Below are 17,518 nucleotides of genomic sequence, written 5' to 3'. Positions count from 1 at the left end.
CCTTAATTCCATTTAAATCTGTAGATGTACAATAGTGAAATAAGTAATGGGGGAATGTTATACATGTTAAGTGAGGTAAATCCCACAAGGAAGCCAAACAAAGTTCCAAAAATGACCACACAGATGGTTCGTGTTAGCAGGGATGGGAATTTCTCAAACCAATTCTTTAAAATTCTCAAAGAAAACCCGCTCAAAAATGCCGTGATGCCTGAAAATAACACCACGCCTACCCATTGAAACGAAACGTATCCCCATAAAGGTAAGGGTAGCCTGATACCTCCTGAACTTACATTGTTGATGTCTTCTGTCGGCGCGGTTACATTTAAGGTATATACAGAAGGGTTCCATTTATAATGTCCGGGAATTAAACCGCCGTAAATGGTCTTTCCATAAGTGTATACAGGATGGTCCCGGAACTTAACCAAAAATTGTAACTGATCATCAATATCAGGCGAACTCGCGGCAACTACCTGCCAAAAATCTTCTTTTCCAGATAAGGTTCTGGCACCCACAATATGATAAAAGAAAGCACTGCAAATAAACATGCCTACAATCCCAATCATCAGTAATGCAAAATGCCTTCTGCTTTTGGTCGCCATTACAATAGTTACTGCAAGTGCCACACCACCAAAAGCAGAAGACCTAACCAGCGACATGATCATGAGGGAAAAGGCAATCACGGTTAGGTATAAAAAGAAGGTATAACGATATTTATACCAGATGATGCAGGCAATAGGCATAATAGTTGCCAGAATAAAAAAGGAGCTGCGGAACAGTATGGCTACCCTTCTGTAAGGCTCCTGATAAGCTCCCCTAAATAGTTTGGCAGATATGGGGTCCTGAGCAAAAACAGGGATAAAGCCCATTCCAATATAGCTAATGATTAAGCCTGCCACGCCTCCAATCATTAAGTACTTTGTAATTTTTATGGCCCGCTGCTCATACTGTTCTTCATTCATCAGTTCAAAAGAAAACCGGGTATAATAGCCTCTGCCAGCTCTGAAACCAAGGATAAATAAAGGTAAAAAAGAGAGCATGCCTACAACCAGCACATTCACGTACAGGTCTACTACGGGTTTGGGATAAAACCTGGAAACATCTACCACAATTGAGGGGACAAAGATGGAAATGAAACTGCCGCCTGCCGTTAAATGAGAAACCACATTTAACCGACTTGGCCATACCATATAACCACAAAATGTAAAAACTATTAGTGAACTAAAAATTAGAAAATTATCCATGCTGTCCTTTCTTGGTTTGCAATTGTTTCAGTATGTCGTTATATTTTTCTGACATATGGCTAATGTTAAATTTTCCAAGCACTGTATCTCTTGCCGCTTCAGCGATCCTTTGACTCTTTTCCTTTTCCTTTAAGGCCATGATCATAATGATATATAAGGCTTCTGCATCTTCTGCCTTAAATAATAATCCATCCTTTTGATCGCTGATGATTTCTTTTGTGCCTCCGGTATCAGAGGCAATGACTAATTTTTTACAGGCCATGGCTTCGTAAATGGTTGTCCCAAGAGGTTCGCTACCCAAACAGTCACTATTGTTGATGACAATGTCGCATGCATTATAAAAAGCACACATATCCTTGATGAAACCAGCATGGTCAATATTTGCAGATTCTGAAATTTCCCTTTTTACGGCGGCGGCATAACGCAGGGTTGATTGTTCATAGCCACCGGCCAGCAACAACCTGATTGCCGGAAAAGATTGCTGCAGCTTATTAAATACTTTGATAAATTCAAGCTGCCCTTTTCTGGGGGCTACCACACCAGGAAAGCCAATTACAATTTCCTCGGTTTTGTAACGCAAACTGGCCCTGAGGCTTGCGCGTTTAGTCAACTCTGGTTTAAATACTTCCGGATCCAGCCCATTGTATAAAACCACGCATTTTTTATGCTCCCGATATTTTTCCTTAACAGCGGCAGACACCACCAGGGTGCGATCATATTTTTTTAAACATAATCTGGAAAGCCTATGCTCAATTTTAGAAAAATACTGAAGGTCATGGTCGCTCCAAACCCATTTTACTTGTCTGCACAATAAAGGCGCACAATACATCAACGGTAGCAAATAGGTTGCGGGCACAATGGTATTGGCGTGCACTACATCAATCTGGTGCTTTTTGATATAGACGTACACTTGAAAAGATAGGGCAAAATAATTTTTGATTGCTTTAAGGTAAAAGGAAATACTGCCCCCTGCGCCACGGTTAAGTTTCTTTAAATTGTTACTTGTGCTAATTTTATAAGGCGGTTTTTCCTGGAGCAGCTGTGTAGCAAAGTTTCCGGGCGAGAGCAGTAAATGAGCATCAGCAGAAGCGGTATTGTAGCGCATTAAACGCTCAATTACAATCTCCGCACCCTGGGCTTTCTCCCCACCAAAAACATATAAAATTACCGGCTTTTTATTGCTTTGCATCATAGTGATTTTCTACGGCACCAATAGCCAGTTTAAAATGTTTTCCCTTAATTACAGCTTCCCTAAGCTTAAGGACGTTGTTGTTCATTTCTTTATAGTCCGCTGCGGTTATGATTTTTGTTTGCAACTCCTGTAAATTGTCTATAAGGAAACCGATCTTTAGTTGTTGAATCAAAACGCCAATCGCCGAGCTGCGTGGTGCAATTAACGGAAGACCTGCAGCAATGTATAAGGAACATTTGTGTGGGTTGTTGTATCTTAGATAATTGCCTAATATTTCGTCGCAATGCTCAATGCTGCTGCCATCCCATATCAGACCAAAATTTCCTTTTAACTCCCTGGCTATTTGTTCTGGTGAATAGCTCCCCTCCCAGAACAGATTGCTGCCTTCCTTATTGTCCTCATTCCTAAATCCAGGGCCGTATAAATTAAACCTGCATTTGTCCAGTTTAGGTAAATCATAAATAAAGGTACTTTTTTGAAGGTTCCCGGCGTAAACAATGTTGAATGCTGGAAGACTACCGGCCGGTACCGCGAAATCATCTGTAAGGTAATCAAATAGATGAAGCGATATCATCGGTACGGTTACGCCATATTTTCGAAGCCAGCCCATCATTTGTTCGTTGTGTACAATCAACGAACTGTAAGCATTCAGGTTGTTTACTTCCGCTTTGATCAAATTGAGGTCTTTTCCACCATTCCGCAAAGATTCCAGGTCATGGACCACACAAAAAAAATGAATCTTTTTAAACTTCAGCAGCTTTATAAAATGTTTGAATACACTGTTGATGCTGAGTAATGGGTATTGAATGCCAATGATGGCATCGTTTTTTACCGATAAAAAAAAAGAGAGTAGCTCCTTAAGCAGTTTAAAATAATATTTGGGCCTGTTTGCGTTATTGCCAACGGTTAAAGTGTAATCTTTATAGCCCTGTGCCGAAAATATACGGTTGCAGTCCATCACCGCTTTACTTGCTGCAGAATTGGCATCTATATCTTCAAATCGGATACAAAACTGATATTTGTGTTTGATCATAAGACCCGTGTTATTTTAGGATTAAAGAATAGAGAAGCCCAGGCCGAACCTAAGAGCACACTGATAAACTGGAATCTGTTTTGCGTTCTTATGCTCAGCAATTTAAAGGAGGTATAGCTAACCTTAAATAGCAACCAAATGAAATAATAGGCAAATCCCCGGTTCTTTTTAACCATAAAAAACTCATTTCTAAAACCATATTTATGCTTCCAAAGGTTGGCAGGTATATCCCTGTAAAAATCCGGGGCATAATTAACAGGTGTCTTGTGCAAGGCAATGCTGTCTTTGCAGTATAAGCCTAAAAATCCTGCTTTAGTAATCCGCCTTGTATATTCCTGGTCGTCGCCCCAAATAAAAAACTCCCGATACGGTAGGCCCACCGCTCTAATAGTGGCAATATTAATCAAAAGTGATACAAAAGAGCTATTTTCTACCAGCAGAATATCTTGTTCATCGTAAAAGTTAAATGGAATTTTGGTGTTAAAGGCTGGTTTTATCTCTGGAATGTTCATCAAATGCGGGCTCCTGTCTGTCCATATGCATTTACTGCCAATAAACCCTACAGGTTTTTTCGGCAAGGATGTTTTCTTTACCAGGTTGCTCAGGGTATCGGGAAAACAAATGGTGTCATCGTCCATCACCCAAACCCAATCTGCATTCAGTTCTGCCGCTTTTTTAATGCCCGTGTAAAATCCCCCTGATCCACCTGAGTTTTCCTGATGGATCACCAATAGTCCCTGTTGTTCATTTAGCCAGGCTTCCGTACCATCTGTACTCCCATTGTTGACTACAATAATGTTCAACAGGGGGTACTGTTGTATTTTCACGGCAAATACAGCTTCTTTTAACAACGCTAAACGGTTATTGGTAACAATTAAGGCTACAATATAAGGGCTCATCTATTGGTCTTTAAAATGATCACGTACCTTTTTAAGGGCTGATCCAATGATCTGGTGCATGTCGTAATATTTATATTCTGCTAGTCTGCCGCCAAACAAAACTTTTGTTTCAGCATCTGCCAGGACCTTATATTCTTTATATATCCTGTTATTTTTATGGTCGTTAATTGGGTAGTAAGATTCCTTTCCCAGGGTCCATTCTTCAGGGTACTCCCTGGTAACAACAGTTTTCGGCTGGGTCCCAAATTCAAAGTGCTTATGCTCTATAATCCGGGTATAGGGAACCTCTGCTGCCGTATAGTTCACTACTGCATTGCCCTGAAAATTTTCCTCGTCCTTTAACTCATGTTCAAACCGCAGGCTCCTGTATTCCAGGGTACCAAACCGGTTGTTGTAAAACTTGTCTATGTGGCCAGTAAATACAGTGTATTCAGCAATTTCATCCCATTCATCCCTTTTTTCAAAATAGTCTACATTTAGTCGTATTTCTATATCTTGTAACAAGCCTTCCGTGAGTTTGTTATATCCACCAATAGGAATGCCCTGGTAACGGTCATTAAAGTAGTTGTTATCATACGTAAACCTCACCGGTAGTCTTTTAATGATAAATGCAGGAAGTTCCTTTGCAGGTCTTCCCCATTGTTTCTCTGTATATTCCTTAATGAGTTTCTCGTAAATGTCTTTACCCACCAGTGATAAGGCCTGCTCCTCCAGGTTGGCAGGTTCGCTGATTTTAAGCTGATCTATCTGCGACTTTATTTTTTCCTTTGCTTCAGCAGGTGTTTTTACTTTCCAGAGCTGGTAAAAGGTATTCATGTTAAAAGGAAGGTTAAAAAGTTCGCCTTTATAGTCCGCCACCGGAGCGTTGGTATATCGGTTAAATTCTACAAATGAATTCACATAATTCCATATCTCTACATCATTGGTATGAAAAATATGGGCACCGTAGGCATGTACATTAATGCCTTCTATTTCGTTGCAATACACATTGCCGCCCGCGTGTTTTCTTTTGTCGATGACCAGGCACTTCTTGCCGCGTTTAGTGGCTTCATGTGCAAATACAGCTCCGAATAAGCCGCTGCCCACAATTAAATAATCATATTGTTGTTTCATAGGTGTGTGTTTATTTTTTAGGTCTTATTACTGGCCTGGCCGACCAAAACTGATCGGCATAGAATTGTTGTACTTTTGTGGAAACCGGCGTGTGCTGGAGTTTGCTGCTCAATTTTAAGAAGTGGAAAAAGCCCTGCAAAATGTACCAGCCCGAAGCCATACCTTCTTTTTTTATAAATTTTAAATTGTTGATTAAGGTGCGGAAGATATATTTAGGCCTGTCTTTTTCGAAATATTTGTAGATAATGGCCATTTCGTTTCTGGCGCTGTAAAGGCGCATGCGTTTGCTGCTCCTGTTAATGGTACTGGCCCGGTGAATCACAATGGCCTGCCCAAAAAAGTTAACCCGGTACCCCGCATCCATGCAGCGCAGCGCATATTCAAACTCATGGGTATACAGATAAATCCATTCGGCGTAGCCACCTATTTTTTCAAAAAGCTCCCTGCGGATGATTGCACCGCAGCCAATGAAACCTACAATGTCTTGTTTATGCTGCCAGGCATCGGCAGGTAGTTCAGCTTCTGGTACAGTTTTTTCAGGCAAGATCTGAAGCGCCAGAATTCCGATATCGGCATGCTGCTCCAGGTAGTCAATGGCTTCATTAAGCCCGCTTTCAATATGGCTGTCGTCGTCCAGTACCAATATATACTTGTATTTCGCAATTTTAAAGCCTTCATTCCATCCTGCAATGCCATTATTTACTGGTTTTGTAACCAATACCACTTCCGGATGATGTGCGCGCAACAATTCGGAAGTATCATCTGCAGAAGCATTGTCTACCACAATGATTTCCATGGTATAGATGCAGCTACTGCTTAACTTTTTCAATTTCTCTATCGTAATCAGGACTTCATCGCTCCTGTTATACGCCAGGATTACTATTGATATCATACTTTGTCTTCCTTCCTTGCGGTACTTATGCCAAAGCCCTTTTTAATAAAATCAAATGACGGTTGTGTACCCCAGAACATGTTGGCAAAAAAATCCTGTGTTTGCTGGGAAACAGGGGTATGTGGTAGCCGACTCTTGAGTTGCAGAAATTTAAAGCCACCCATAAAGCAGTAAAAGGCGGCCATGAAGCCTTCCTTTTTAATTACTTTCATGCTGTTAAGCCATACTCGAAGTATATATTTTAACCTGTTGTTCCGGAAATGCTTGTATACAATTCCCATTTCATTACGGGTTGAATACATCCGGAGCCTTTTATTGGTCCGGTTAAGCGCACTGGTTCTATGGATTATACTGCTGCTCTTAAAATACCTGATCTTATAGCCGGCATCAATTACCCGTATTCCGTATTCCCATTCATGCCCATATACATGCATCCATGCTGCAAAGCCCCCTATTTTTTCGTAAACTTCCTTTCGGATCAGTGCCCCGCAACCTATAAAACCAATTATATCGGTATGTTCAGGCCAATCGCCGGTTTCGTAACTGCCACCAGTAATGTTCAGTGCTAAAATGCCAAAGCTGGGGCTTTGCTCCAGATAGCTTACCGCTTCAGCTAAACCGCTTTCAATGTGGCTGTCATCATCCAGTACCAGCAGGTATTGGTATGTCGCAACTTTAAAGCCTTCGTTCCAGCCTGCTATTCCGTTGTTTAATTCCTTCGTAATTAAAGTGATATCGGGGTGGCTTTGCGCAATTTTTAGAGAAGTATCGTCTGCAGAAGCATTGTCAACCACAATGATTTCTAACGGAAATGCTAAGTTTCTCCGTAAAGCTTTAAGCTTTTCAACAGTGTACAGCACCTCATCGCGTCTGTTGTAAGAAAGAATAATTGCAGAAACCATAGGTATGTTTAGTGTATATTGGCCTTGCCACGGTTTAAAATAAAATGTTTGATAATCCTCAATATCTCAATGGCATTACCGGCTATTTTTTTAGGTATAGCGCGGTAAGAGAAGTCCTCATATTTGTTTCCACGAAAGGGCAGGATTTTTAGGTACTTATAATATTCGTTTCTGTAAGGATGCCAGTTCAGGTAATTCCATGGTTTTGTTTTTCCTGCAAAATGTACAATAACAGGTTTCTTAGCTACCTTAACCCTAAGGTGCAGTCCATTATAGGTTGCACTCAATGCTTTCCATTTTCCGGCAAAATACATGTTCAGCGTATCCTGGTCCAGGTAAACAAGGTCATCCATTCGCTCTTCTGCCAGTTTTAGCAGTGCCGTTGTACTTTGATTTGAACGCCAGTTTTTCAGGTTGATGAACAAAACACCGGCATTAAAGTACTGCGTTGTAGGGTAACCAAGACTGGTGATCCTTTCTGCGTTTACAGCATTGTGCTCCCTTGTCTCCTTAACAGCATAGAGGTATTTCATTGATTCGGGTTGGCTGGTGTCATTGTAAGCGGCAAATTCCAGTTCTGTAAACGCTTGCAGCGAGCCGGTAACTATGGTGTCAGAATCGATGAACAGGCCTGCATCTACATCTTCTGGAATGACATCTGCAAGCAATAACCTCAGGTAGGTATGAACGGTAACGTGTTCACCCGTTTTGTATCCCTCAAATATTGAAGTGTCCTGGTATATAGGCTGTACGGTAATGCCATATTGCTTCCTGCACAAGTCTATAATGGGTAAAAGGAGTTGGTGCTCTTTAAAATCGTAGATCAGGAAAATCCGCAGGTCTATCTGCCTGTTGTTTTCGAGCAAAGATATCAGGGAAACTGAAAAATAAGGGATAAAATATTTGCTGGTGGCATAAAACACATTTAGCACTCTTCTTGGATACGTGTTTACAATCATGATCGGGAAAATTTGATGAGAATACTTTGTTTAAAGGCCTGCACATATGGGTTTTTGATGTACAAGCTGATATAGCAGGCATAAAAAAGGATGCAGGTAACGATAACAGACAGCTCATTGATCACTGTATTGAACGGCAGGTGTTTTAATAAAATGGCGATTGGGAAAAAGAATAGCGCACCTATTAAACATTGCAGCATGATTTTACGGTCAAAACTGATCTTAAATGTTTTGGTTAAGAAATAATAGGCCAATGCTGTGGTTAAGCCTTCTGTAAGCATAATGCCAATTGCTGCGCCTGTGTAAGAATAAAAATGGATCAATAAAATATTACTGGAAATGCTAAACAGCATGCCGATGAAATATGATTTTAGCAGGTATTTCTCCTTGCCCAATGGTGCAAGCAATTGTAAAAAAAGGATGCTTGCCATGCCATTCAGCAGCACCATGGCCGACATGATTTTTAGTGGCAGGCTGGCTTCTGCAAATTGATCTCCTGCAAACAGGTGTATTAAAAAATCAGCCGAAACATATAAACCCATTGCTACGGGAAACCCGATGAGGCAAATTAAGCTAAATGATTTGTGGATGAGCAAACGAATGCCTTCAAAATCTTTTTGTTCAAAAGCCCTGCTTACCCCAGGAACAATTACGGCCGTAACCGCAGCTACCATTGCCAAAGGCAAACGCACCACGCGTAAGGCCGTAGCATAAATACCTACAGCTTTATCTCCTTTCAGGAAGCCCAAAATAACCGTGTCCATTAACACGTATACACTTACCGCCAATGTAGATCCTAAAATGACCATGAGCGGGCGCATGTGTCTTTTAAGGTCAAGATTGTTAAATCGAATTTTAACCAGCTTTCTTAAATAATAGACATTTACAAGGCCATTGAGGATGCCGCCGCTGGCCAGTAAAAGGTAATAGACAATTGGATCGGAGGCTGGTTTCAAAAATATAAACAGCAGCAGTACCGAAAGACAGCGCACCAATAGGGTCCTGATGGTTACATACGCAAACTGTTCAAGTCCCTGGAACAACCACTCAGCAGATAATACTCCTGATACAACAATAGCAATTCCCACCCAAACCAGGTCATAATGATTTTTTAAGGCGGGTACAAAATGCGCGGCAATCAGGTAGATCAGTGAAAAGAGCAACGCTGAACAAATGTGGATCAGAAATATTTCGCTAAAGGTTTTGCTCAGTTTTTCTGGATGGTCTTTGAGTTTAGAAATTTCCCTTACGCCATACAATGGTATACCTAAAGCAGCAAATAAAATGGCATACTGCGTAAAGCTATCAATGAAATTCACACTTCCTATGCCTTCAGGACCCAAAATTCTTGAAGAATAGGGGAAGGTGACCAGAGGAAAAATGAATTGACTGATGGCCAATAAGTAATTGTATAGCAGGTTCTTTTTTAACATGTTAGCGCTTCTTTGTTGGCAGGATTAGCTGTTTTAACAGGTAGAGATAGTACCTAACCACCAGCGAGGGGTGAAGCAGCGGCAGGTAGGCATACTTACTGCCTGTTACTATTTTGCTCATGCCTCTATCTATCCATTCGGCCATCATCCACCTGAATTTATTGCTTAGCGGATTGAAATAATATTTAGGCACAAAACTTTTATATTCTGTAAATCTTTTCAGCTCTACCTCGATGGAAGGAGTGGAAAAAGAGCGTGTAGATTGCGCGTGCGACCGAAAATAATTGAGCGGACGATTCGAATAGGCGATTTTATAACCCGGTCCTTTCAGGATATTCTGCCAAAACAACCAGTCGCCACAAAACCTCATATTGGTTTGCAGCACTTCATCTACATTCCGAGGCTTTTGAAAGACCACTGCACTGGCATTTGGAATGGTATTTCTGTATTTAATGTACTTATCCAGCTCAACGGAAGCTTTTTCAACGTGACTTTGCGTCCATTTAACAGGATCCAGTTGGTCGGCATGTAAGGTTAAACCCAGCACATGGTCATGCTCATCTACATCTATACAGCGGCAATAGGAAATCATTACTTTTGGGTCATGGAGTAATGGCGCCATCAAAGTCTCCAGAAAATCCGGCTCCGCATAGTCATCGCTTTCGGCAATCCAGATGTATTTTCCCGAAGCCTGTGCCATGCCTTTTTTCCATTGTTTAAAAGTAGATCCACTGTTACTTTCGTTGTAAATAATGGTACACACTTTTTCATGCCTCCTAAAACTTTCAAGTATTTCCCTGCTGTTGTCTGTAGAACAATCATCCATTAAAATGAGTTCAAAGTCAGTATAAGTCTGGTTTAAAACGGTGCTGATGCGTTTGTTCAGAAACCGGGCATGGTTATAATTGGGTATAATTACAGTTACTTCAGGCATAATTGTTCGCTTATATATTTTCCACGCATAATGCAGTCATCCGTCCAGTAGTACTTCCATTGGGCAAACCTGCCTGCTAAAATGATACTGCCCAGTGCCTGCGGCGCCTTTTCTGTCCACTCGGTCATTGGCAAAAGGTCATCCGCTTCTCTGGCCAAACCTTTGCTTTCCAGCCAGTTCAATACTTGTTCCTGTGCAGCCCTGCGTTGCGTGTCAAAAATCACATTGGCCCAATCAATCCATTTGCGGTGTGAGGAGGAGATGTCTTCTGCAGCACGGATTAATTTCATTTCTACCAGCTCGTTCAGTACTTCGCATTCTATATCTTCTACCGCCCGCTGAAGTGGATGATAATCTGAAAAATATACTTCCACCTGAATGCCCGATTTGCCTTCAACACCGTTAGTGGGCGATAGCAATTCGGTAAAATTGATCCTTGTGCTGTAATATTGCTCATCGTATACATAAATCCAGTGGTTGTCTACCGGTGCCGGGTGGTTTACCACTACATTGATCAGCAAAACCTGTGAGCATTTTAATTTCTTCGCCTGTACTTTGATGTGCTCCGGCGCATCACTGTTCGCAATCAGCAAGGGTAAGGGAAGCGTAGAAATCAAGTTTTCGTAGGTACCGCTACTGCCATCACAAAATTGCAGTTCCTTTTTCTCAAAGGAGATGAACCTTAGTTTCTTATTGTATTGGATGTTCAGTTGCTTTTCTATTTTTTTAACGTAGGTATAAAATCCGCCATGGCTAGGGTAGCGTACGGTAGAGATGTAATGGGTTTGCTTTTGCAACGGACCATGTGCACTTTCTACCATGTCTTTAACTTCAGGAAAGTACACCCGTTTTCCAATCCAGTCTGTCGACAGCTGTTCGGCCTCCATAGTCCAGTATTTTTTCGTGTACACTGCGGCAAAAACATTGGCAAAAGTCTCCCCAAAGGCGTAGTCTATCCATTCTTTGTAGTTTTTAGGGCTAAAATCTGCAGGAAATGCATCCCTCACGCTAATCAAATCAGCAATACATTGCTCCCTCAGTTGTTGCGGGATGGCATATAAATTGGCTTGTGCAGGATGTGGGATCCAGCTTTGCTGGTGGTAATTCGCCGGTTTTGGGGCGTATTCCAGATATTGATCTTCAGCATTCTTTTCCAACCATGTTTTTACATATTCGTGTGCTGTAAAAGAGACATGTGGCCCTTCATCCCAAACAAAGCCATCTACCAGCTCACTGTAAATGTGACCTCCGCCATGAGCTTTCGCTTCAATTACTACATATGGCATATTTTTTTTTGCAAGGTGATCGGCTATGCTTATGCCGCTTAATCCTGCCCCCAGTATTGTATACATTGCTTAATAATTAGTATTGATGTAGTCCCTCAACGCAAGTTTCCAATGTCGCATCTGGTTGCAGTTGTTGAGGTTAAGGTTCCTGTTTTCCAGGCTTTCGTTATCAGGCATTCTGGCGGCGCGCACAAATCGACTGGAATCTACCGGTTCTACACGGTTATCCATGCCTAAGGCGTGGATCAGTTCCGCTACATAACTAAATCGGGTCGCCTCTCCTTCGTTCACCATATTAAAAAGCCCGGTATGCCCGTCATTAAGTACCCTCAATAGCTGTTGGGCCAGATCTTTGGTGTAAGTCGGCGAACCCTGTTTGTCGAAAGCACTTTTAAGTACTGGGTTACTAAGGGCCTCCTGTCTGCGGGCTTCTACAAAGTTTTTCTTGTGCTGCCTGCTGCCCCCAAATAACCAGCCTGGCCTCACAATCAGGTAATTTTCATGGTTTTCCTTTACCTGCTTTTCAGCTTCCAGTTTTGTTTGGTGGTGGTAATTTAAAGGACGCGTAGCATCCATTTCGTGGTAGGGAGTGGTTTTGCCATTGCCATACACGCCGCAACTGCTAATGTAAACCAGTTTTGAACCTGCTGCCCGTGCTGCCAGAGCCATATGGGCAGTACCTTTTACGTTAATGGCATACGCCAGTTCAGGCGCTGTTTCACAGAGGTCCACTGCTGTCATTGCTGCGCTATGAATCACCAGATCGGGTTTAAAAGCCTCCATTTTTCGGCCTACATCGTTTAAATCAGTAAGGTTGATGTCTGCAGAGCTAAAACCCAAAACTTCGTGGTTGTTTTCCTGAAATTGCTTCATCAGGTCTGTACCCAATATGCCTGAAGCGCCTGTTAAAAATACTTTCATCGCGAAGGGTTAAAATTTCCACTGGTAAGGAATAGTATTGCTGCCGGGTTCCAGTCTCATGCTCTCTTCGCGGCTATGAGGCATGCTGGCTACGTTCATCACAATGCTGTCGCCATCACCGGCAAGACTGGCAAAGCCGAACCATATGCCGGGATGGATAACCAGGCGACCATAAGCATTTTCGGAGAGCTCAAATTCTTGGATCTTTCCATAATCTGCACTGCCTTCCCTGTCGTCATAGAACACAAAGCGCACAGCCCCTTTCGGTACAAAAAGGTTGCATACCATTTGAGTATGTTTTTTCCATGCCTTTGGATCATGAAAAACTGCTGTAGAAAAATAACATTCTCCAAAGGCAGGTAAATCAATATCCAGCCCTTTTACGGCATGCATTACTTTGCCACCCGTGGTTTCAATTGGGCTAAGTGGATAAAAGAAAACGCCAGCAATTAATTCTTCGCCCATAACAGTCCTTTCTCTTCAGCTACTTTAATGTAAGCATCAATCTGTTTGCCCGTAAAATCCAACATACTTTCCGGTCCTTCCTGGTAATAGTGTTTATACCAGTCACTGGTAAAAGCAGCAGTTTCTTTAAAATTCAGGGTAGGGGTCCATTGCTGATCGTACAGTGCTTTGTCAATATTCAGTTTCAATAAGCCCGATTCCGGAAATTTGGCATCTTCAATTTGTAAGATGTCCTTGTCTTCTTCATTCCAGTTTAGCGCCAGTTCCTTCAGCAGATCCAGTACCGTATAATTTTGATCTGTTGGGGGGCCAAAGTTGTAAGCTTCCCCATTTATCTTTCCCTCCGTTGCTGCAAGCAATTCACCTGTTCTCAGATAACCACTTAAAGGCTCCAGTACATGTTGCCATGGACGCGTCGCATCCGGGCTTCTGATGATCACTTTTTCTCCCGATGCCCATGCCCTAAAGCAATCCGGTACAATCCGGCTGTCGGCCCAGTCGCCTCCGCCAATTACATTTCCTGCTCTTACGGATGACATTTTTATACGCTGATCCTTTTTAAAATACGTGTGGTAATAGGTTTTGATGATGAGTTCTGCCGCACCTTTAGAGGCAGAGTATGGATCCTTTCCACCAAGGTGATCGGTTTCCCGGTATCCCCAAACCCATTCTACATTATCGTAGCACTTATCACTGGTAATCATCACCGCAATACAGGGAAAATCAGCTACGCGCAAGGCTTCCAGAATATTGGCGGTGCCAATAATGTTTGTTGTAAAAGTGTCTACAGGTTCTTCAAAAGCTTTTTTAACAATAGGCTGTGCAGCCATGTGAAAAAGAAAGTCTGGTTTAATCTCCTGAATCAGCTTCTTCATCTGCTCAAGATCCCTGATGTCTGCCAACTGAGAGGTCATTTCCCTTTCCAGGCCAGCCACTTCAAACAAGGATGGAGAAGTATATACTTCGTCCGAAATCCCGAATACTTCGGCACCCATAGATTTTAGCCATAAGCAAAGCCAGCCACCTTTAAATCCGGTATGGCCCGTTACAAGTACCTTTTTGTCTTTATATATCCCGTTAAACATTTTTTTCCATTAATGAACCCACTTTCCATTTTGCATTTCCTGTAGCCCATTCAGCTTCAAGTTCCTGTTTGTCACGCAGGGTATCCATTGGTTTCCAGAAACCGTCATGCTTATAGGTATTCATCTGTCCTTCACTGGCAATATTTTCCATCGGCTCTTTTTCCCATGTAGTTTGGTCACCTTCAATGTAATCGAACACACCAGGTTCACATACAAAGAAGCCTCCGTTAATCCATGATCCATCACCTTTAGGTTTCTCCATAAAAGAGATTACCTTTTGGTCTTCTCCAATGTTCAATGCACCAAAACGTCCGCTAGGCTGCACAGAAGTTACTGTACATAACTTTCCATGTGTGTTGTGGAATTCTACCAGTTCCGTGATGTTTACATTACTCACACCATCACCATAAGTAAGTAAGAAAGGCTCATCTCCAATATGCGGCTGAATGCGTTTAATACGACCTCCGGTCAAGGTTTCATTTCCCGTATCTACCAGGGTAATTTTCCAGGGTTCAGCCTGAGAATCGTGCACAGTAAGGGAATTGTCTGACAGGTTAACCGTCACATCCGATTTGTGCAGGAAATAATTGCTGAAATACTCCTTAATCATATATCCTTTATAACCCAGACAAATGACAAAGTCATTATACCCGTGCGCGGAATAGATTTTCATAATATGCCACAGAATTGGCATTCCGCCCACTTCAACCATTGGCTTTGGCTTTAAAACTGTTTCTTCTGATAACCTCGTTCCAAGTCCACCCGCTAATAATACTACCTTCATATGCTAATCTTTATTTTTTAATTTGTTCCACCACAATTTTACCCCATTGTGCTCTTCGGTATCACTTCCATAGCCGTAACCGTAGCCATATCCATAACCGTAATTTTTTGAGGAAATATCGTTTACCACGATGCCCATATTTTCGAATATTCTACTTTCATGCAGTTGTTGCACCAATTCCAGTTGATCTTTTCCGGTAAATTTTTGACGCACCAGATACAGGGTAACATCAGCATAAGGTGCCAACAGTTCTGCATCTGTTACAATTCCTGCCGGTGGCGCATCCATAATGATGTAGTCAAATTCCGTTTTGAGTCTCGTAATCAACAGCTGCGTATTTTCATTCATCAGCAGCTCCGCCGGATTCGGGGGGAGCGCCCCTGATGGCAGTAAGTATAAATTTTGCGCTATCGTTAGGGGCTGGATCAGGTTATCCAGGCTTAAATCCGGATTAAGGATGTAATTCGTTAAGCCTGGCGTGTTCGGTACTCCGAGCTTTCCTGAAAGCCCCGGTCTCCTCAAATCCATTTCCATCAATAGCACTTTCTTTCCCGTAATGCCCAGCACGCTGGCAAGATTAATGGCTGTAAATGATTTGCCTTCTCCAGAAGCACTGGACGTAAAAAGGATCACCTGCTGCCCTGGCTTTTTAGTGTAGAAAGACAGTTTTGTTCGTAAGCCCCTGAACTGTTCCGCAATGGCCGATCGCCCATTGTCTGCCACAATAAGGTTGTTTGATCCTGTATTATGGCCTATTTCGCCTATAATGGGTACACTGGTTCGGTCGGTAATGTCTTGTTTGCTGTTAATGGTCGTGTTAGACAATTCCCTGATGAGTATGTATAGCACTGGTAATAGCAAACCAGCCAAAATGGCCATGGCATAGATCATTTTGCCATTAGGACTTATGGGCCAGGTTTCTGCTTTTGGAGGGTCTATAATTTTAGCTATGGATACATTGCTGGTTTTAGAGATGGCGGTTTCTTCCGCCTTCTCCATTAAAAAAATGTAAAGCTCTTCTTTAATCTTTTGCTGACGGGCCAGCACCAAATAGTTTTTTTCTGTCTGCGGTACATCATGGATCTCAGTTTCTGCATTCCGTAGCTGGCTCCTTAATTTATTGCGCGTTACTAAAAAGGTATTTTTGCTGGTTTTAATGTTCTCCGCCAAATCAGCCCTTAAGTTGTCTATTTGGTCGTCCATGTTACGGATAATGAAACTTTCAGGGGTTAAACTCAGCAATTGCCGGTCACGTTCCAGTAGCAATCCGTTATATTTCTCCATTAAACTACTGTATACCGCATCATTAGGTAGTAATGCACTTGGTAGTACCCTTTTGCTGGTCTTCGCATCTTTTAAGTACTTTTCCAGTTCAGTTAATACCGTAATCTGAACCTCTGTTTTTGCAAGGTCGTTGGTATATAAGCCTGTATTGGCAACCAATAGCTTACTCTGCTCAGACATATCTGCCAGGCTATTTTGCTCCCTGAATTTCTGAATGTTTCCTTCCAGTCCGCCAAGTTCACCTCCAAGATAGGCCAATCGGCTTTTGATAAATTTGATGGTGCTGTCAGCTACCTGGTTTCTGTCGTTAAGGTTAGACTCTTCGTACCTTTTAATAAGGGTAGCAAGAATATCTTCTCCTTTTTTGCGAGATGGATATTCCAGCCCTAGCTCAATAACGGTTTCTGATTTGCTGGTTTGCGATACAGAAAGCTGCCCCAGTAGTTGCGCAACCTTTACATCAAATGGAACTACCGTAATGGTATAACGTTCACCTTCTCTAATCGGCGCTTTAGATTCAGCTCCCAATTTAAAGGTACCTGCTCCCGCTACAAAAAACGACTCGTTCCAGCTGATTTCTTTTTGAAAATCTTTAGAGCTCAACTGCAATTTTTGACCTGGTAACTTTTTAATTTCCAGTTCAGTGTGTTCAAGGGTGTCCAGGCCTTTAACCAGGCTTAGGGTAAATGGAGCCCGGTCTGTCTCTGTAGACTTAAGCCCTTCCTTACGGGTCACTGTAATGTTCAACTGCATTTCCCTCACTACCTGCTCCATTAGAAACCGCGTCTTTAAAATCCGGGCTTCATTGTCTACCGAGCTTTTCATGTTAAACAGGCTGTTCATATCGCTACTGCCGGCGCCGGTACTCAAGTTGCTGGTTTCTCCGTTAACCAGCAACAATGCGGTTGATTTGTATACAGCTGGTGTCCTGAGCAGGTAAACATAAGCAAGGATTAAGAAAACCAGCGTACTGATCAGGAATAAAGGCCACCTGTCAGTTAACTTTTGAAATACCTGCCTCACATTAATGATGTCTGCATCTTTAGCTGCTGTCCGTAAATTATTGTCGTTTTTATGCATTGAAGATTGGAGGGT

16 protein-coding genes are annotated in these 17,518 nt (G+C 42.2%); all 16 read right to left on the bottom strand.

Going from position 1 to position 17,518, the window contains the following annotated elements; translation table 11 throughout:
• Positions 1-2: 2 nt before the first annotated feature.
• The 16 genes from LPB86_RS01865 to LPB86_RS01790 are packed head-to-tail and all read right to left on the bottom strand — an operon-like array spanning position 3 to position 17,503.
• Positions 3-1,241: a hypothetical protein gene (locus tag LPB86_RS01865; RefSeq protein ID WP_230640843.1), complete on the bottom strand. Its 1,239-nt coding sequence runs from the start codon at positions 1,239-1,241 to the stop codon at positions 3-5.
• Positions 1,234-2,433 carry a glycosyltransferase family 4 protein gene (locus LPB86_RS01860; RefSeq protein WP_230640842.1) on the bottom strand — a complete coding sequence of 400 codons (1,200 nt, stop codon included), beginning with the start codon at positions 2,431-2,433 and terminating at the stop codon, positions 1,234-1,236. Before LPB86_RS01860 ends, LPB86_RS01865 begins: the two co-directional genes overlap by 8 nt.
• A complete protein-coding gene (locus LPB86_RS01855) occupies positions 2,417-3,466 on the bottom strand; it encodes a hypothetical protein (protein ID WP_230640841.1) in 1,050 nt (349 codons plus the stop codon). The genes LPB86_RS01860 and LPB86_RS01855 overlap by 17 nt, the downstream gene beginning before the upstream one ends.
• Complete coding sequence (locus LPB86_RS01850; protein WP_230640840.1) at positions 3,463-4,365, bottom strand: glycosyltransferase family 2 protein; 903 nt, start codon at positions 4,363-4,365, stop codon at positions 3,463-3,465. Before LPB86_RS01850 ends, LPB86_RS01855 begins: the two co-directional genes overlap by 4 nt.
• On the bottom strand, positions 4,366-5,478 hold the full coding sequence (gene glf / locus LPB86_RS01845; protein WP_230640839.1) for a UDP-galactopyranose mutase: 1,113 nt from the start codon (positions 5,476-5,478) through the stop codon (positions 4,366-4,368).
• A 10-nt stretch (positions 5,479-5,488) separates the two neighbouring features.
• Positions 5,489-6,370: a glycosyltransferase family 2 protein gene (locus LPB86_RS01840; protein WP_230640838.1), complete on the bottom strand. Its 882-nt coding sequence runs from the start codon at positions 6,368-6,370 to the stop codon at positions 5,489-5,491.
• Positions 6,367-7,272, bottom strand: a complete 906-nt coding sequence (locus LPB86_RS01835; protein ID WP_230640837.1) for a glycosyltransferase family 2 protein — start codon at positions 7,270-7,272, stop codon at positions 6,367-6,369. The genes LPB86_RS01840 and LPB86_RS01835 overlap by 4 nt, the downstream gene beginning before the upstream one ends.
• An 8-nt stretch (positions 7,273-7,280) precedes the next feature.
• The gene (locus LPB86_RS01830; protein WP_230640836.1) at positions 7,281-8,231 is read right to left on the bottom strand and encodes a glycosyltransferase family 8 protein; all 951 of its coding nucleotides are present in this window, start codon (positions 8,229-8,231) and stop codon (positions 7,281-7,283) included.
• Positions 8,228-9,664, bottom strand: coding sequence for a flippase (locus LPB86_RS01825; protein ID WP_230640835.1), 1,437 nt, complete (start codon positions 9,662-9,664; stop codon positions 8,228-8,230). Before LPB86_RS01825 ends, LPB86_RS01830 begins: the two co-directional genes overlap by 4 nt.
• A 1-nt stretch (position 9,665) precedes the next feature.
• Positions 9,666-10,598, bottom strand: coding sequence for a glycosyltransferase family 2 protein (locus tag LPB86_RS01820; RefSeq protein WP_230640834.1), 933 nt, complete (start codon positions 10,596-10,598; stop codon positions 9,666-9,668).
• Positions 10,586-11,950 carry an NAD(P)/FAD-dependent oxidoreductase gene (locus LPB86_RS01815; protein ID WP_230640833.1) on the bottom strand — a complete coding sequence of 455 codons (1,365 nt, stop codon included), beginning with the start codon at positions 11,948-11,950 and terminating at the stop codon, positions 10,586-10,588. The genes LPB86_RS01820 and LPB86_RS01815 overlap by 13 nt, the downstream gene beginning before the upstream one ends.
• 3 nt (positions 11,951-11,953) lie before the next feature.
• Positions 11,954-12,805 carry a sugar nucleotide-binding protein gene (locus LPB86_RS01810; RefSeq protein ID WP_230640832.1) on the bottom strand — a complete coding sequence of 284 codons (852 nt, stop codon included), beginning with the start codon at positions 12,803-12,805 and terminating at the stop codon, positions 11,954-11,956.
• 9 nt (positions 12,806-12,814) lie between these two features.
• Positions 12,815-13,270, bottom strand: coding sequence for a dTDP-4-dehydrorhamnose 3,5-epimerase family protein (locus LPB86_RS01805; protein WP_230640831.1), 456 nt, complete (start codon positions 13,268-13,270; stop codon positions 12,815-12,817).
• On the bottom strand, positions 13,255-14,355 hold the full coding sequence (rfbG, locus tag LPB86_RS01800) for a CDP-glucose 4,6-dehydratase (RefSeq protein ID WP_230640830.1): 1,101 nt from the start codon (positions 14,353-14,355) through the stop codon (positions 13,255-13,257). The genes LPB86_RS01805 and rfbG overlap by 16 nt, the downstream gene beginning before the upstream one ends.
• A complete protein-coding gene (gene rfbF / locus LPB86_RS01795; RefSeq protein WP_230640829.1) occupies positions 14,348-15,139 on the bottom strand; it encodes a glucose-1-phosphate cytidylyltransferase in 792 nt (263 codons plus the stop codon). The genes rfbG and rfbF overlap by 8 nt, the downstream gene beginning before the upstream one ends.
• Positions 15,140-15,142: 3 nt before the next feature.
• Complete coding sequence (locus LPB86_RS01790; RefSeq protein WP_230640828.1) at positions 15,143-17,503, bottom strand: tyrosine-protein kinase; 2,361 nt, start codon at positions 17,501-17,503, stop codon at positions 15,143-15,145.
• Positions 17,504-17,518 lie beyond the last annotated feature (15 nt).

Source organism: Pedobacter sp. MC2016-14, from assembly GCF_020991475.1.
Taxonomy (GTDB): domain Bacteria; phylum Bacteroidota; class Bacteroidia; order Sphingobacteriales; family Sphingobacteriaceae; genus Pedobacter.
This window is presented reverse-complemented; position numbering and strand designations above follow the sequence as displayed.

Excerpts from the sequence above, each read along its gene's own strand:
- LPB86_RS01865 (WP_230640843.1), bottom strand. The coding sequence starts at position 1,241 with ATGGATAATTTTCTAATTTTTAGTTCACTAATAGTTTTTACATTTTGT.
- LPB86_RS01860 (WP_230640842.1), bottom strand. The coding sequence starts at position 2,433 with ATGATGCAAAGCAATAAAAAGCCGGTAATTTTATATGTTTTTGGTGGG.
- LPB86_RS01855 (WP_230640841.1), bottom strand. The coding sequence starts at position 3,466 with ATGATCAAACACAAATATCAGTTTTGTATCCGATTTGAAGATATAGAT.
- LPB86_RS01850 (WP_230640840.1), bottom strand. The coding sequence starts at position 4,365 with ATGAGCCCTTATATTGTAGCCTTAATTGTTACCAATAACCGTTTAGCG.
- glf (WP_230640839.1), bottom strand. The coding sequence starts at position 5,478 with ATGAAACAACAATATGATTATTTAATTGTGGGCAGCGGCTTATTCGGA.
- LPB86_RS01840 (WP_230640838.1), bottom strand. The coding sequence starts at position 6,370 with ATGATATCAATAGTAATCCTGGCGTATAACAGGAGCGATGAAGTCCTG.
- LPB86_RS01835 (WP_230640837.1), bottom strand. The coding sequence starts at position 7,272 with ATGGTTTCTGCAATTATTCTTTCTTACAACAGACGCGATGAGGTGCTG.
- LPB86_RS01830 (WP_230640836.1), bottom strand. The coding sequence starts at position 8,231 with ATGATTGTAAACACGTATCCAAGAAGAGTGCTAAATGTGTTTTATGCC.
- LPB86_RS01825 (WP_230640835.1), bottom strand. The coding sequence starts at position 9,664 with ATGTTAAAAAAGAACCTGCTATACAATTACTTATTGGCCATCAGTCAA.
- LPB86_RS01820 (WP_230640834.1), bottom strand. The coding sequence starts at position 10,598 with ATGCCTGAAGTAACTGTAATTATACCCAATTATAACCATGCCCGGTTT.
- LPB86_RS01815 (WP_230640833.1), bottom strand. The coding sequence starts at position 11,950 with ATGTATACAATACTGGGGGCAGGATTAAGCGGCATAAGCATAGCCGAT.
- LPB86_RS01810 (WP_230640832.1), bottom strand. The coding sequence starts at position 12,805 with ATGAAAGTATTTTTAACAGGCGCTTCAGGCATATTGGGTACAGACCTG.
- LPB86_RS01805 (WP_230640831.1), bottom strand. The coding sequence starts at position 13,270 with ATGGGCGAAGAATTAATTGCTGGCGTTTTCTTTTATCCACTTAGCCCA.
- rfbG (WP_230640830.1), bottom strand. The coding sequence starts at position 14,355 with ATGTTTAACGGGATATATAAAGACAAAAAGGTACTTGTAACGGGCCAT.
- rfbF (WP_230640829.1), bottom strand. The coding sequence starts at position 15,139 with ATGAAGGTAGTATTATTAGCGGGTGGACTTGGAACGAGGTTATCAGAA.
- LPB86_RS01790 (WP_230640828.1), bottom strand. The coding sequence starts at position 17,503 with ATGCATAAAAACGACAATAATTTACGGACAGCAGCTAAAGATGCAGAC.